Origin of the sequence: Pelomonas nitida (assembly GCF_043555975.1) — a bacterium.
In the GTDB taxonomy this organism is placed as follows: domain Bacteria; phylum Pseudomonadota; class Gammaproteobacteria; order Burkholderiales; family Burkholderiaceae_C; genus Pelomonas; species Pelomonas nitida.
This window is the reverse complement of sequence record NZ_JBIGIA010000010.1, coordinates 219,043-233,650: the sequence shown is the minus strand read 5'-3', so window position 1 is coordinate 233,650 and position 14,608 is coordinate 219,043. Positions and strand designations below refer to the sequence as shown.

At 70.1% G+C, this 14,608-nt stretch carries 13 protein-coding genes; 6 read left to right on the top strand and 7 right to left on the bottom strand.

The annotated features are described in order from the left end of the window. Positions 1-113 precede the first annotated feature (113 nt). The 4 genes from ACG00X_RS14855 to ACG00X_RS14840 all read right to left on the bottom strand — a co-directional run bounded on the left by ACG00X_RS14855 (position 114) and on the right by ACG00X_RS14840 (position 2,150). Positions 114-440, bottom strand: a complete 327-nt coding sequence (locus ACG00X_RS14855; protein ID WP_394488969.1) for a hypothetical protein — start codon at positions 438-440, stop codon at positions 114-116. Between the two features lie 178 nt (positions 441-618). Further along, on the bottom strand, positions 619-888 hold the full coding sequence (locus tag ACG00X_RS14850; protein WP_394488968.1) for a HEPN domain-containing protein: 270 nt from the start codon (positions 886-888) through the stop codon (positions 619-621). Positions 889-998: 110 nt separating this feature from the next. Next, on the bottom strand, positions 999-1,616 hold the full coding sequence (locus tag ACG00X_RS14845; protein ID WP_394488967.1) for a DUF6000 family protein: 618 nt from the start codon (positions 1,614-1,616) through the stop codon (positions 999-1,001). Between the two features lie 12 nt (positions 1,617-1,628). Then, positions 1,629-2,150, bottom strand: coding sequence for a recombinase family protein (locus tag ACG00X_RS14840; RefSeq protein WP_394488966.1), 522 nt, complete (start codon positions 2,148-2,150; stop codon positions 1,629-1,631). Between the two features lie 23 nt (positions 2,151-2,173). Here ACG00X_RS14840 and ACG00X_RS14835 point away from each other — a divergent pair, with 23 nt between their 5' ends. From ACG00X_RS14835 to ACG00X_RS14810, 6 genes are all read left to right on the top strand, one after another. After that, positions 2,174-3,211: an RNA methyltransferase gene (locus tag ACG00X_RS14835; protein ID WP_394488965.1), complete on the top strand. Its 1,038-nt coding sequence runs from the start codon at positions 2,174-2,176 to the stop codon at positions 3,209-3,211. Positions 3,212-3,310: 99 nt separating this feature from the next. Then, positions 3,311-3,910: a chalcone isomerase family protein gene (locus ACG00X_RS14830; RefSeq protein ID WP_394488964.1), complete on the top strand. Its 600-nt coding sequence runs from the start codon at positions 3,311-3,313 to the stop codon at positions 3,908-3,910. 33 nt (positions 3,911-3,943) lie between these two features. Next, entirely contained in the window at positions 3,944-4,288 is a 345-nt protein-coding gene (czcI, locus tag ACG00X_RS14825; protein WP_394488963.1) for a cation efflux protein, CzcI family, read from the top strand. Positions 4,289-4,360: 72 nt separating this feature from the next. After that, positions 4,361-5,590 (top strand): TolC family protein, encoded by a 1,230-nt coding sequence (locus tag ACG00X_RS14820; protein WP_394488962.1) that lies wholly within the window; start codon positions 4,361-4,363, stop codon positions 5,588-5,590. Next, positions 5,587-6,777, top strand: a complete 1,191-nt coding sequence (locus ACG00X_RS14815; RefSeq protein WP_394488961.1) for an efflux RND transporter periplasmic adaptor subunit — start codon at positions 5,587-5,589, stop codon at positions 6,775-6,777. Before ACG00X_RS14820 ends, ACG00X_RS14815 begins: the two co-directional genes overlap by 4 nt. 12 nt (positions 6,778-6,789) lie before the next feature. Continuing rightward, positions 6,790-9,915, top strand: a complete 3,126-nt coding sequence (locus tag ACG00X_RS14810) for an efflux RND transporter permease subunit (RefSeq protein ID WP_394488960.1) — start codon at positions 6,790-6,792, stop codon at positions 9,913-9,915. A 53-nt stretch (positions 9,916-9,968) separates the two neighbouring features. On the opposite strand, the gene ACG00X_RS14805 is transcribed toward ACG00X_RS14810, so the two are convergent. Genes ACG00X_RS14805 through ACG00X_RS14795 form a run of 3 tightly spaced genes read right to left on the bottom strand, consistent with a single transcriptional unit; the run spans position 9,969 to position 14,497 of the window. After that, complete coding sequence (locus tag ACG00X_RS14805) at positions 9,969-11,348, bottom strand: sigma-54-dependent transcriptional regulator (RefSeq protein ID WP_394488959.1); 1,380 nt, start codon at positions 11,346-11,348, stop codon at positions 9,969-9,971. Positions 11,349-11,358: 10 nt separating this feature from the next. Then, the gene (locus ACG00X_RS14800; protein ID WP_394488958.1) at positions 11,359-13,179 is read right to left on the bottom strand and encodes a sensor histidine kinase; all 1,821 of its coding nucleotides are present in this window, start codon (positions 13,177-13,179) and stop codon (positions 11,359-11,361) included. Next, entirely contained in the window at positions 13,157-14,497 is a 1,341-nt protein-coding gene (locus ACG00X_RS14795) for an MFS transporter (protein ID WP_394488957.1), read from the bottom strand. The genes ACG00X_RS14800 and ACG00X_RS14795 overlap by 23 nt, the downstream gene beginning before the upstream one ends. Between the last annotated feature and the right edge of the window lie 111 nt (positions 14,498-14,608).

Below are 14,608 nucleotides of genomic sequence, written 5' to 3'. Positions count from 1 at the left end.
TTCCGCACCTCGGGCAACAGCGGCTGTATCCGCGACCACAGTGCTGCGCTGACTTCCTTCTTGACTGCCATCTTCCTCAGCGGTTCTTGAACTGAGGCAGATGATAAGTTTCGTTAGCGGCTCTTAGACGGATCGGCCATGATTTCCCGCCGATGCTCGCGATAGCCATCAGCCAGCCTCTTCGGAACCTTCACGTATTTGAGAACCTCATCAAGCATTTCGGGGAAAAGATAAAGCGGCGAATTCTCGCCAGCGCTGTATTGCTTGGCCCTGATGGACGCACGGCCCCGCGAACCCAAAAAAGCGTTCTGCCACAAGAGGTGGCTTCGAGCAGGATGCTTCGGCGTCGCTATCACCGTCTCCAGAAATCCGCCCTCCAGGCGAAACTCATTGGGCGGGTTGTCCTTGCTTGTCGCGATGGCTGCCCAGTCCAGTTTCACCGAACGCTGCTCAGACGCCGTCAGCGCAACATGGCTTCCGTCCAGCACCTGGCAATAGCGCCTCAAATCCCACACTGCCCTGTCCAACTCGACATGCAGTTAGCCATCAACGAAGTACGACACATCCAAGTAACGGTACGCGCCGTACTCAGCGATGTGCTGCATGAACTTGCGAGTCTCAGGCCACAAATCCAATTGAAAGGGGAGCGCTTCCGTGCGCTTCAACGCACGCCGCAATGTCATGACCAACCTTGGCCTCAATGCGGTTCACGAGCAAGATGAACTTGAGGTACTTCTCGATGGCTTGTTGCGACGCCCATAGAAACTGAGGCATCAGTTCAGCGCGCACCGCCATACGGGCTGCGATGTAGTCCTTGTCCGCGATGTTGAGGAACGAGCGGCGTGCGAAGTCGTTCAGTCGCCGATTGACGTCGTTGTTTGAGACCAAGCAAACCTCCCGAATATTTGCCGGAAATTTCCGAGTGGGCATCCGATGGTGCGGGGCGGGCGCCCCCCCCCCGTACCCCCTCGATTTGCTACAGCTCCATACACTGCCGCCTACGCTCTGTTCAGCAGCGTCAGCGTTAGAGCAAGCCAGTTCTTCGCATCCATCAATCGCGCCTCTGACGCTTCGCGCAATCGAGTCCCGACACCACGTTCGACCATCAGGCGAGGAATTGCCTGCTGCTGCGCTGCCAGGAACGCCGTCCAGCCGTTGCCTGCACGCGAGGCGGCAGACTCATCACCGATGTACTCAATGGCTGCTACGGCCCAGTCAGGAGACAGCCGCTCACCTAGCTCGTCCCCTGGAGCAAATCTGCCCTCTGCGCAAAAGTCAACGTAACACTGCAACGCGTCAACCGATGAACGGGCGTGCAACGCAGCGAGGGCGATGCACAGATGCTCAGCATGGTCGGGCCGCGCCAACAACATCGCTTCGAGCTGAGGCACGAACTGCTCGCGCTTGTCCCTGGCTATGAGCCACGCTGCCACCTTTGCCGGGCGCCAGGACGACCTCAGCATTTCAAGCAGTTCGTCATCAGTCACGCTGGCGGCAGCCCGGCCCAAAGACTCCATGAACTCTGCTTGCTTGGCCTCAGTCTCCGACAGGACGTTGGCGTTCATAACGAGCAGATAAAACGGCTCGACCAAAGTGGGGTGGAAAGTCCAGTCCATCGCCACCAAAGTCTAGACGGCAGCGCGAAGTTTGACGGCACGCAGGATGGTCGAGCGGCTGGCCCCGGTCAGTTCTTGCACCTGACCCCATGTCCTGCCCGCATCAAGCAACGCAAGGATGTTCTCGTGCCGCTTCTGGTCTACCTGGCGACCACGATAGAGCCCCTGGGTTCGCGCCTTGGCGATGTCCTCGGCCTGACGGCGGCGACGGTCGGTGTAGCCCTTGCGAGCCATCACGGCCAGCATGTCCAGCAGCATCGCGTTGACGGCCTTCAGGATCACCTCCGTAGGGTCGGGCTCTTCGCCGTCCGCAGGAGGCGGCGCGGCCCGCATGGCACCGTGGCTGGTCGGCAGGTCCAGCGCAACCACGCGCACGCCCTTGGCCTTGATGGCGGCCTTCAGGGCATCCCAGTCACCCACACTGAGGCGTGACAGGCGGTCCACCTGTTCCACCAGCAGTACATCGCCGGGATGGCAGTGGTCCAGCAGCTTGAAAAGCTCAGGCCGGCGCAGCGTGGCAGGCCACCCCGGCACCCGCGGGGGACAATCGCCCCGCCATGCTGATTTCCGACATTCGCCAGCGCCTGCGAGCGCTGGGCGCCAACCCCGCTCACGAAAGCCGCTTGCTGCGCCACTGGGTGCAGAACCTGCCGCTGGATGCCGGCCGGCAACCACTGAAGGGCTGGCTGCCGCAGGCCGTCATGGCCGACTTGCCTGGTCTGATGGCCGAACTGGACGGCCTGCTGGCGCTGCGCAGCGAACATGCCGGTGGCGACGGCATGTCCGCGCGACTGCTGCTGGGCTTGCGCGATGGCCAGACCGTCGAGACCGTGCTGCTGCCGCGCGATGGCGTGTGCGTGTCCAGCCAGGTCGGCTGCGCGGTTGGCTGCCGCTTTTGCATGACCGGCGTGGACGGGCTGATCCGCCAGGTCGCAAGCGCGGAGATCGTCGCGCAGGTCGTGCTGGCCCGGCGCAAGAACCCGGCATTGAAGAAGGTGGTCTTCATGGGCATGGGCGAGCCCTCGCACAACCTCGCGAACGTTCTGGACGCCATCACCTTGCTGGGTCGCGAGGGAGGCTTCGCGCACAAGCAGCTGGTGTTTTCCACGGTCGGCGACGAGCGCGCATTCGACGCACTGCATGCGGCCGAGGTGAAGCCCGCGCTGGCGCTGTCGCTGCACACCAGCGACGCGGCCAAGCGTGCCGACCTGCTGCCGCGCGCGCCCCGCCTATCACCCGAAGCGCTGGTGGAGGCCGCCGACGCCTACGGCCGCGCCAGCGGCTACCCCGTGCAGTACCAGTGGACGCTGCTGGACGGTGTCAACGACGGGCCACAGGAGCTGGACGGCATCGTGCGGCTGCTCAAGGGCCGCTACGGCCTGCTGAACATGATCCCGTTCAACAGCGCCGACGGCCTGCCCTTTGCCCGGCCGGACTGGGAGCGCGCGCGCGAAATCGCGGCCGAGCTCAGCCGCCGTGGCGTACTGACCAAGCTGCGCGATTCGGCGGGCCAGGACGTCGAGGGCGGCTGCGGGCAGCTGCGCGCCCGCGAGGCCGTCGGCCGGCCGGGCCGCGTTGTGAGGATTCACGCTTGAGCCCAAGCCACGGCCACCGCAAACGGGGACACGGCCGCTCGCACCGCCACGCAGAATGGCGACCGTCACGATGAAACAAGAAAGCCTTCCGGAGGAGACATGAAACCACCTCAGACCCTCATCACACGGGCCCGCCGGGCCGCCTTGATCGCTGGCGTCACGCTGTGCCTGCAGGCCGCCGCCGGCCCGACCACCAACAAGTTCGACGCCACGGCCCAGCTCGACGGCACCACGCTGCAGCTCAATGGCAAGGGCACTCGCGTGCGCTTCGTCATCAAGGCCTACGACCTCGCCCTCTACACCACGGCGCATGCCGCCACGCCTGCGGAGCTGCTCGCGCTGCCGGGCCCGAAGCGGCTGCAATTCATCGCACTGCGAGAGCTGCCCGGCACCGACCTCGGCCGGCTCTTCATGCGCGGCATCAGCGACAACGCGCCGGCCGCGCAGCTGACGCGTCACACGCTGGCCACCACGCGCCTCATCGAGATCTTCTCCGGCAAGCCCAAGCTGGTGGCCGGCGACACGTTCGCGATGGACTTCGTGCCCGGCAAGGGCACGCAGTTCTACATCCAGGGCCAGCCGCAGGGCGGCCCCGTCGGCGACGACGAGTTCTTCACGCTGATCCTGCGCATCTGGTTCGGCGAATCGCCGGCCGACGCCAAGCTGCGCGACGCGCTGCTGGATGGCGGCAAGAGCTGAGCGACTGATCCGCGCGCACGGATAATCGCCGCCATGGCCCGCCTGCTGCTCATCGTCCTCGCCCTGCTGCTGCCCCTGCAGTTCAGCTGGGGCGCGGTGGCGGGCTACTGCCAGCACGAGACCACGCCGCCCGAGGCCCGCCATGTCGGCCACCACGCCCACGAGCACCCGGCCGAGAAGGCCGCCAAGCCCTCGGCCGGCAAGGCGGATGCCGACTGCGGCGACTGCCATGCGGCCAGCCTGACCGGCCTGCCCACCCCGGCCTCGCCGACCTTGGCATGGGCCGCGCGTGAAGCGCCGCCCGCCGCACGGCCGCACCGTTACCCCTCCGCGCCCCAGCGCGCCCCTGACCGCCCGCAGTGGCTGCGTCTCGTCTGATCGGCGAGACGGTCCTCACCTCTTCCCCTGCCGTCTCGCCGAGTCCCCCGGAAACCTTTCCCAGGAGATTCGATGAGAACCACACATTGGCGGCCACTGCTGGCCGCCGCATGGCTGTGGCCGGCCGCGCTGCCGGCCGCGCCCCTCACGCTTGCCCAGGCCCAGGCCCAGGCCGCGCAACACCACCCCGCCCTCGCCGCCACCGCTCGCGAGGTTGACGCCAGCCAGGGCGCACTACGCCAGGCCGCGGCCCGTCCCAACCCGGCCTTCACGGCCCAGGTCGAGGACTGGCGAGCCGACCAGCGGACGACGACGGCCACGCTGGACATTCCACTGGAACTGGGCGGCAAGCGTGCCGCCCGCATCGCCGAGGCCGAAAGCGCCCGAGATGTCGCCCTCGCGGAGCTGGCCGCCCGCCGCGCCGAGCTGGCTGCGCGTGTCACGGCCGATTTCCATGCCGTGCAGTCGGCCCAGCAGCAGGTGGCCTTGACGCGCGACGCCGCCGAGCTGACGCGCCGGATGCTCGACGCCACGGCGCGCCGTGTCGCAGCGGGCCGGCTTTCGCCGGTGGACGAAGCTCGCGCCCGCGTCGAGCTCGCCCAGGCGGAGCTCCAGGCCGGCGAAGCCCAGGCCGAGCTCGACACGGCACGCCTGTCACTCGCCGCCCTGCTGGGCGACACGGTGCCGCGCTTCGACAGCGTGGACGCTGGCGACAGTGACGCTCACGGTGGCGCCGACAGCCCGGCGCGCCCGGCACCGGCCGACCTGACGGCCGCGCTCGACGCCTCCCCGGCCCTGGCCCCGGCGCGCCGCGAGGCGCAGCGTCGCCGGGCCGCGGTCGATGTCGAGCGCAGCAAGGCCACGCCGGACCTGACGCTCAGCGTCGGTGCGCGCCGCGCCAACGACCTCGGGCGCACACAGGCCGTCATCGGCTTCAGCGTGCCGCTGCCCCTGCTCGACCGCAACCAGGGCAGCCTGCAACAGGCCCTCGCCCGCGCTGCCCAGGCCGACGACCAGCTGCAGGCCACGCGGCTCGCGCTGGCCGCCGAGCTGCAGCAGGCGCAGGCCCGGCTGGGCCGGTCACTGCAGTCGCTGCGCTCGCTGCGGGACACCGTGCTCCCCGCGGCGGCCCTGGCGCTGGACGCCGCGCGACAGGGCTTCGAGGCCGGCAAGACCGGCCTGCTGGACGTGCTGGATGCGCAACGCGCGCTGATCCAGGCCCGCCAGCACCAACGCCAACAGCTCGCCGCCGCCCACCAAGCCGCGGCGGTCATCGACCGCATCCTGCCCACCACGCCATGAACATCACCCGACCCCAGGCCATCGCGATGGCCGCCCTGCTGGTGCTCGGCAGTGCCGGCACAACCGCCCTGCTGCTGCACGAGCGCGGCCACGACGATGCGCCTCACGAGGCGCACGGCGACGAGGCCCGCCCGGCCGGCCATGACGACGACAGCCGCGACCGCCACCTCAGCATCGACGACGCGCGGCGCGAGGCCGCCGGCATCGCCGTGGCCGTCGCCGGCCCCGCCACGCTGCAGCGCACGACCCACTTTGCGGGCGAGATACGCCTCGACGAGGACCGCACCGCCCACATCGTGCCGCGCGTGGCCGGCGTGGCCGAGGCCGTGCCCGCTCAGCTGGGCCAGCCCGTGCGGCGCGGCGACATGCTGGCCGTCATTGCCAGCCCGGCGCTGGCCGAACAGCGCAGCGAACTGCTGAGCGCGCAACGCCGGCAGGAGGCGGCACGGCTGGCTTTCGAGCGCGAGGACCGGCTCTGGCGCGACCGCATCGCCGCCGCGCAGGACCGCGAGCAGGCCCAGACCACGCTGCGCGAGGCCGACATCGCCGTCGCCAACGCGCAGCAGAAGCTGGCGGCCGTCGGCGCCACCGGCACCGCGGGCGCGCTGAATCAGCTGGCGCTGCGCGCGCCGCTGGACGGCGTCATCGTCGAAAAGCACCTGACGCGCGGCGAGGCCGTGAAGGACGACACCACCGTCTTCACCATCGCCGACCTCAGCCACGTCGCCGCGGAATTCGCGGTCGCTCCCAAAGACCTGGCCGACCTGCGCACCGGCCAGCGCGCCGTCATCACATCGACCGCGTTCGACGGCCGCGCCGAGGGACGGATCAGCTACGTCGGCGCGCTGCTGGGCGAGCCCACGCGGACCGCGCGCGCCCGCGTGGCGCTGGCCAACCCACAGGCCGCCTGGCGGCCGGGCCTGTTCGTCACGGTGCAAGTGCTGGGCGGCGACATCCCCGTGCCCCTGGCCGTGCCCACCGACGCCGTTCAGACGCTGGACGGGCAGACCGTCGTCTTCAAGGCCGTGCCCGGCGGCTTCGAAGCCGCGGTGGTGACGACCGGCCGAGCCGACGACACGCAGACCGAGATCGTCGCCGGGCTGACGCCGGGCGACCGCATCGCGACGAAGAACGCCTTCGTGCTGAAAGCCGAGCTGGGCAAGGCCAGCGCGGCCCACGACCATTGAGGGAGCATCACCATGTTTGAACGCATCATCGCTTGGTGCATCGCGCAGCGCTGGCTCGTCATGCTGGGCGTGGCGGCCATGGCCGGCCTGGGTGTCTACAGCGCCGCGCGGCTGCCGGTGGACGCGGTGGCCGACATCACCAACGTGCAGGTCGTCGTCAACACGCAGGCACCGGGCCATTCCCCGCTGGAGACGGAGCAACGCGTCAGCGTGCCGGTGGAGGCCGTCATGGCCGGCCTGCCGGGGTTGGAGCAGACGCGCTCGCTGTCGCGCTACGGCCTGTCGCAGGTGACGGCGATTTTTCGCGATGGCACCGACCTCCAGGCCGCGCGCAACCTCGTCAACCAGCGGCTGCAGGAAGCCCGCGTGCCGGCCGGCCTCACGCCGACCCTCGGCCCGATCTCGACGGGCCTGGGCGAGATCTACCTGTGGACGGTGGAAGCAGACGAAGGCACGGCCTACACACCCACCGACCTGCGTGAGATCCAGGACTGGGTCATCAAGCCCCAGCTGCGCACCGTGCCGGGCGTGACCGAGGTGAACAGCATCGGCGGCCACCAGAAGCAGTTCGTCGTCGCGCCCAGCCTGGAGCGGCTGGCCGCCTACGGGCTGGGCCTGGCCGATCTGGTCAACGCGCTGGAACGCAACAACGGCAACCAGGGCGCGGGCTACATCGAAAAGACCGGTGAGCAGGTGCTCGTGCGCACGCTGGGCCAGGCCGCCACGACGGCCGAGCTGGGCGAGATCGTGGTGACGCGAGCCCCGTCGGGCCTCGTGCGGCTGCGCGATGTGGCGGACATCGGCCCCGGCCGCGAGTTGCGCACGGGTGCCGCCACGGAGAACGGGCGCGAGGTGGTGCTGGGCACCGTGTTCATGCTGATGGGCGAGAACAGCCGCACGGTGGCGCGCGCGGTGGACGAACGCATGCAGGCCATCAACAAGACGCTGCCCGCCGGTGTACGCGCCGTGCCGGTGTACGACCGCACCGTGCTGGTGGACAAGGCGATCCGCACCGTCCGCAACAACTTGCTGGAAGGTGCCGCGCTGGTGGTGGCCGTGCTGTTCGCGCTGCTGGGCAATGTGCGCGCCGCCGTCATCACGGCAATGGTGATCCCGCTGGCCATGCTGTTCACGTTCAGCGGCATGGTGAAGGCCGGCATAAGCGCCAACCTGATGAGCCTGGGGGCGCTGGACTTCGGCATCATCGTGGACGGCGCGGTCGTCATCGTCGAGAACTGCGTGCGGCGGCTGGCCCACGCGCAGGCCGCGGCGGGGCGCGCGCTGACACGCCAGGAGCGCTTCGCCGAGGTCTTCGAGGCCGCCCGCGAGGCGCGCCGCCCGCTGCTGTTCGGGCAGCTCATCATCATGGTCGTCTACCTGCCGCTGCTGGCGCTGGGCGGCGTCGAGGCCAAGATGTTCCATCCGATGGCCATCACGGTGCTGCTGGCGCTGGGCGGCGCGATGCTGCTGTCCATCACCTTCGTGCCGGCGGCCGTGGCGCTGTTCATCGGGCATCGCGTGGACGAGAAGACCGTGCCGGCCATGCGCTGGGCCGAGCGCCGCTACCGCACGCTGCTGGACGCGACGCTGCGCCAGGCGCCCGTGGTGCTGACGGCGGCCACCATGCTGGTGGCGGTCTGCGCGGCGCTGGCCACGCGCCTGGGCAGCGAGTTCGTGCCCAACCTCGACGAGGGCGATTTCGCCATCCAGGCCTTGCGCATGCCGGGCACGTCGCTGAGCCAGTCCGTCGAGCTGCAGCAGCGGCTGGAAGCGCGGCTGAAGGCGCGCTTCCCTGAGATCGAGCGCATCTTCGCCCGCACCGGCACGGCGGAGATCGCCGCCGACCCCATGCCGCCCAACATCTCCGACGGCTACATCATGCTCAAGCCCATGGCCGACTGGCCCGAGCCACGCAAGACCCGCGACGAGCTGCTGGCCGCCATCCGCGAAGAGGCCGAGCGTCTGCCCGGCAGCGGCTATGAGTTCTCGCAACCCATCCAGCTGCGCTTCAACGAGTTGCTGTCGGGCGTGCGCTCCGACGTGGCGGTCAAGCTGTTCGGCGGCGACGCCGAGGCTTTGCAGGCCGCGGCGCAGCAGGTGGCGGCCGTGCTGCGCGCGGTGCCCGGCGCCACCGGCGTGGCCGTGGAGCAGACCAGCGGCCTGCCCATGCTCAGCGTGCAGGTGGACCGCGAGCGGGCGGGCCGGCTGGGGCTGGCGCTGGCCGACGTGCAGGACGCCGTCGCCACGGCCATCGCGGGCCGCGAGGCCGGCCAGCTCGTCCAGGGTGATCGCCGCTTCGACATCGTCGTGCGGCTGCCCGAAACCGTGCGCGAAGACCTCGACGCGCTCCGTCGCCTGCCGGTGCCGCTGCCACGCGGCGCCGACGGCCAGGTGCGGTCCGTGCCGCTGGCGGAGGTGGCGACGCTCACGCTGGCGCCAGGCCCCAACCAGGTGTCACGCGAGAACGGCCAGCGCCGTGTCGTCGTCAGCGCGAACGTGACCGGCCGCGACCTGGGCGGCTTCGTGGCCGACGCACAGGCCGCGGTGGCCCGTCAGGTGACGCTGCCGGCCGGCACCTGGAGCGTGTGGGGCGGCAGCTTCGAGCAGCTGCAGTCGGCCGCCCAGCGGCTGCGCGTGGTCGTGCCGCTGGCGCTGGCGGCCGTGCTGGTGCTGCTGTTCGCGATGTTCGGCAATCTGCGCGACGGACTGCTCGTGTTCACTGGTATTCCGTTTGCGCTGACCGGCGGCGTGCTCGCCCTGGCCCTGCGCGGCCTGCCCTGGTCCATCTCGGCCGCGGTGGGCTTCATCGCGTTGTCGGGCGTGGCGGTGCTCAACGGGCTGGTCATGCTGAGCTTCATCCGCCAGTTGCGAGACGCCGGCGCCAGCGTGGACACCGCCGTGCGCGACGGCGCGCTGGCCCGGCTGCGGCCGGTGCTGATGACGGCGCTGGTCGCGTCACTGGGCTTCGTGCCCATGGCGCTGGCGACCGGCACCGGCGCCGAGGTGCAGCGGCCGCTGGCCACGGTCGTCATCGGCGGCATCCTGTCGTCCACCGTGCTGACGCTGCTGGTGCTGCCGCTGCTGTACCGATGGGCCCACCGCGAACGCGGCGCACCGGCGCCGTTGCCGGTGACCTGAGCGTCACCCGTCATCGGTCAGCGGGGCCGGCGGCGGCGCAGCCAGTCAAGCCGTCACGCGCCGCTGCGGTAGGCGTCGGCGTCCAGGCCCAGGCGGCGGATGCGGTCGTGCAAGGTCTTGCGTGCCAGGCCCAGGCGCTCGCCGGCCTTGGCGATGTTGCCGCCACTCTCCTGCAGCGCCTGCACGATCCACTGTCGCTCGACGGCCGCGAGCGCTTCGTCCAGCGGCGCTGCCGGCAGCGGCGCGGGCTCGCTGCTCTGCGCCGGCGGCAGCACCACGGGCGCCTCGGTGACGAGCCCCAGCACCCAGCGCTCGGCGAAATTGCGCAGTTCGCGCACGTTGCCCAGCCAGTCGCGCGCCTGCCAGGCGGCCAGTTGCTCGGCCGTCCAGGCCGGCACCTGGCGCTGCAGCCGCTCGGCCGCCTGCGCGCAGAAATGGCTCAGCAGCAGCGGGATGTCCTCGCGGCGCTGGCGCAGCGGCGGCAGCTCGATGCTGGCCACGTCCAGCCGGTAGAACAGGTCCTCGCGGAAACGCCCTTCGGCGGCCAGCGCCAGCAAGTCCACCTTGGTGGCCGCGACGATGCGGCAGGCCAGCGGCACGACGGTGTTCGCGCCCAGGCGCTCCACGCTGCGCTCCTGCAGCACGCGCAGCATCTTGACCTGCAGCGCCAGCGGCATGGACTCGATCTCGTCGAGGAACACCGTGCCGTCGCCGGCGAACTCGAGCTTGCCGATGCGGCGCTTGGCCGCGCCCGTGTAGGCGCCGGCTTCGGCGCCGAAGATCTCGGACTCGAACACGCTCTCGGGCAGCGCGCCGCAGTTGATGGCGACGAAGGCGCCGCGCGCGCCGCTGGCCGCATGCAGCGCGCGCGCGACGACTTCCTTGCCCGCGCCGGTCTCGCCGTGGATCAGCACATCCACCCGCGCCGCGCCCAGCGTGCCGATGAGCGTGCGGACCTGCTCCATGGCGGCGCTGGCGCCCAGCAGCCCGGCCGCCGGCCCGCCCACGCCCTGATCCTCCAGCTGCGCCTTCAGGCGGCGGTTTTCCAGCACGAGCCGGCGCTGCGCCAGCGCACGGCGCACCACCTCGACGAGGTGCTCGACGGAAAACGGCTTCTCGATGAAGTCCCAGGCGCCGTCGCGCATGGCTTCGACCGCCATGCCGATGTCGCCATGGCCCGTGACCAGCACCACGGGCAGCTCCCGGTCCTGCTGGCCGAGGGCCTGCAGCAGCTGCAGGCCGCTGGCACCGGGCAGTTGCACATCGCAGACGACGACACCGGCGAAGCCGGGCGTCAGCCACGCCTGCGCGGCCTCGGCGGAGTCCACGCCATGAGCCAGCAGGCCGGCGAGCCGCAGGCTCTGCAGCGTGGCCAGGCGCACATGCTCGTCGTCTTCGACGAGCAGCACATCGGAGGGTTCGATCCAGGCCATGCGGAAATTGTCAGGCGATGGGCAGGCGCAGCGTGAACTGCGCGCCGCCCTGCTCCCGGTTGCCGCCTTGCAGCGAGCCGCCGAGGGCGTTGGCGATGGACGCGGAGATGGACAGGCCCAGGCCCAGACCGTCGCCGCGTCGCTTGGTGGTGAAGAAGGGTTCGAACAGCCGCGCCTGCACGTCCTCGCTGAGGCCGGGGCCGTCGTCGGTCACGCGCAGCAGCGCCTGGTCGCCCTCGACCGTGGCACTCAGCGTGACCGTGCCGCCGCCCTTCTCGGCATTGGCGTCGATGCCGTTGCGCAGCAGGTTGACGAGCACCTGCTCGATGCGCACCTGCTGGCCCATGACGGCCAGGCCGTCGGGCACGGGCGGGCAGTCCAGCCGCACGCCCTGCCGGCGCGCCTCGGCGCCGACCAGCGCCAGTGCCGCATGGAAGGCCGGCGCCACCGGCACCGGCTGCACGCGCAACTCGTCGCGCCGCGCAAAGCCCTTGAGCTGGGCGACGATGCCGGCAATGCGTTGCGTGAGGTTGGCGATGGCGTCGAGATTGGCCTCGGCGTCGGCCTGCATGCCGCGCTCCAGGAAGACGCGCGCGTTGTCGTTCAGCGCGCGCAGTGCCGCCAGCGGCTGGTTGATCTCATGCGTGATGCTGGCCGCCATCTGCCCCAGCACGGCCAGCTTGCCGGCCTGCACCAGCTCGTCCTGCGTGGCGCGCAGCGTGCGCTCGGTGCGGTGCAGTTCGTCCACGCGCGCCAGCAGTTCGCGCGTGCGCTCGGCGATGCGCATCTCCAGGTTGTCATGGGCGGCGCGCAACTCGCCCTGGGCGACCAGCCGCTCGCGTGCCCGGCGGCGGCGCAGCTGCCAATAGGCGTGCGCCAGCAGCAGCGAAACCCAGGCCAGCGCCGTCGCCCAGGCCCGGCCGGCGGCGATCTGCTCGGCGCCGTGGATCTCGGTGAAGGACAACAGCGTCCAGCCGCGGCTGTCCACGGGCTGCTCGATGACCAGCGCGCGCAGCGACGCGGTGCCCATGGCCACACGCTCGACGCGCTCCGCCGTGGGCAGGCTCGACACCTTGCGCTGCAGCGGTGCCAGCGGCAGATCACCATACTGCTGCGTGGCCTGCAGATCGGCGCGCATCGCCGCCGTCAGCGGGCGCAGCGCGCGGTACTTCCACTCCGGGCGCGTGGCAAGAAACACCACGCCGAGCGTATCGGCCAGCATCAGCTCACCCGCACTGCGGGCCCAGTTGACTTCCATCTCCTCCATGGAGACCTTGAGCACGACGACGCCAGGCCGCGGGCCGTTGAGCCGGTGCGCGATGAAGTAGCCGGGCGTGCCGGTCGTCGCGCCGCGCGCGTAGAAGTGCCCGCTGCCGCGCGCCAGCGCGTCGAGGAAATACGGGCGGTAGGCGTAGGTCTGGCCGAGGAACGTCTGTTCGTCGCGCCAGTTGCTCGACGCCAGGGTCAGCCCCTTGGCATCGATGAGAAAAATGGCGGCTGCGGCGGCGTCGTGAGCGACGCCCTCCAGCAGCGCGTTGACCTCGGTCGCCCGGGCCTTGGAGGCCGGCTCGGCCAGCAGCGCGGAGAGCGCCGGATGACGGGCCAGCACCTGCGGCACTGCCTCGTACTTGTCGAGCGCGCCGGTCAGCTCATGGGCGACGAAGCGCAGGTGTCGCTGCGCGTCGTCGCGGGTCTGGGCCAGGGCCAGGTCGAGGGACAGCCACCAGACCGCGTAGGCCAAAGCCACGCCGCCCAGGGCCAGCAGCGCCAGCCGCGCGACGGAGCGCAGCCAGCGCGGCGCGGCGCGATCAGGTCTCGGCAGACTCAGCATCGATCCGCGAATGCCGGCGCGTGTCGCGCATCAGCAGGTAGACGATCAGCGAGCAGGCGATGACGGCGGTCGCGTACCAGTAGAAGCCGCTCTCCATGCCGGACTGCTTGAACCACAGCGCCACGTACTCGGCGCTGCCGCCGAACACCGACACCGCGATGGCGTAGGGCACGCCCACGCCGGTGGCACGGATGGAGGCCGGGAACAGCTCGGCCTTCACGACCGCGTTGATCGACGTGTAGCCGCTGACGATGAGCCAGGCGCAGGCGATCAGGCCGAAGGCCTCCCACGGGCCCTGGGCGTGGCGGATGGCCGTCAGCAGCGGCACCGTGAAGATGGTGCCCAGGATGGCGAAGCCCAGCAGCAGCGGCTTGCGGCCGATACGGTCGGACAGCGCGCCGTAGATCGGCTGCAGCATCGCGGCGAACACCAGGCTGCCGGCCGACACGGCGGTCGTCTGCGCGTCGGTCAGGCCGACCGACAGCTTCAGGAACTTCTGCATGTAGGTCGTGTAGACGTAGAACGCCAGCGTGCCGCCCATGGTCAGGCCGATGACGATGAGGCACTCGCGCGGGTGTTGCATCAGCAGCTTGAAGCCGCCCATGCGGTCCTTGTTGCGGGCGCGCTGGGTCTCGAAGGCCTTGGTCTCCGGCAGGTCGGAACGCATGATCAGGGCCACGATGGCCAGGCCAGCGCCGATGAAGAACGGGATGCGCCAGCCCCAGGCCTTCAGCTCGGCGGTGTCGAGCACGAAGTTCTGCAGCACCAGCAGCACGACCAGCGCGGTCAGCTGGCCGCCGATCAGCGTCACGTACTGGAAGCTGGAGTAGAAGCCGCGGTGCTTGGACGTGGCCATCTCGGAGAGATAGGTCGCGCTGGAACCGTATTCACCGCCCAGGCTCAGGCCCTGCAGCAGGCGCGCGAAGAGCAGCAGCGCCGGGGCCCACACGCCCACGGTCGCGTAGGTCGGCGAGCAGGCGATCATCAGCGAGCCGCCGCACATCAGCAGCACCGACAGCATCAGCGCCAGGCGACGGCCGTAGCGGTCCCCGATGTAGCCGAACAGCAGGCCGCCGATGGGGCGCACGAAGAAGCCCAGCGCAAAGATGGCGGCCGTCGACATCGACTGAGCGACCGGGTCGCTGGACGGGAAGAAGGCAGACGAGAAGTACAGCGAGAACGCGGCGTAGCAGTAGAAGTCGTACCACTCGACGAGGTTGCCGATGGAGCCGACGAAGATCGCCTTGACGCGCTTGAACTCGATGGGATCCGCCGCGGCGCTGGGTGACGCCGAGGACGGGGACTGGATGGCGGACATGCTGTCTCCTGGGTTGGATGCCCCAGGATGAGCAGCTTGCGTGCCAAGCTTGTGCGCCGTCGCACCCGGGCAATGCGCAGGGATTTTGCGCGTTGTGCGGCGATTTTCCGC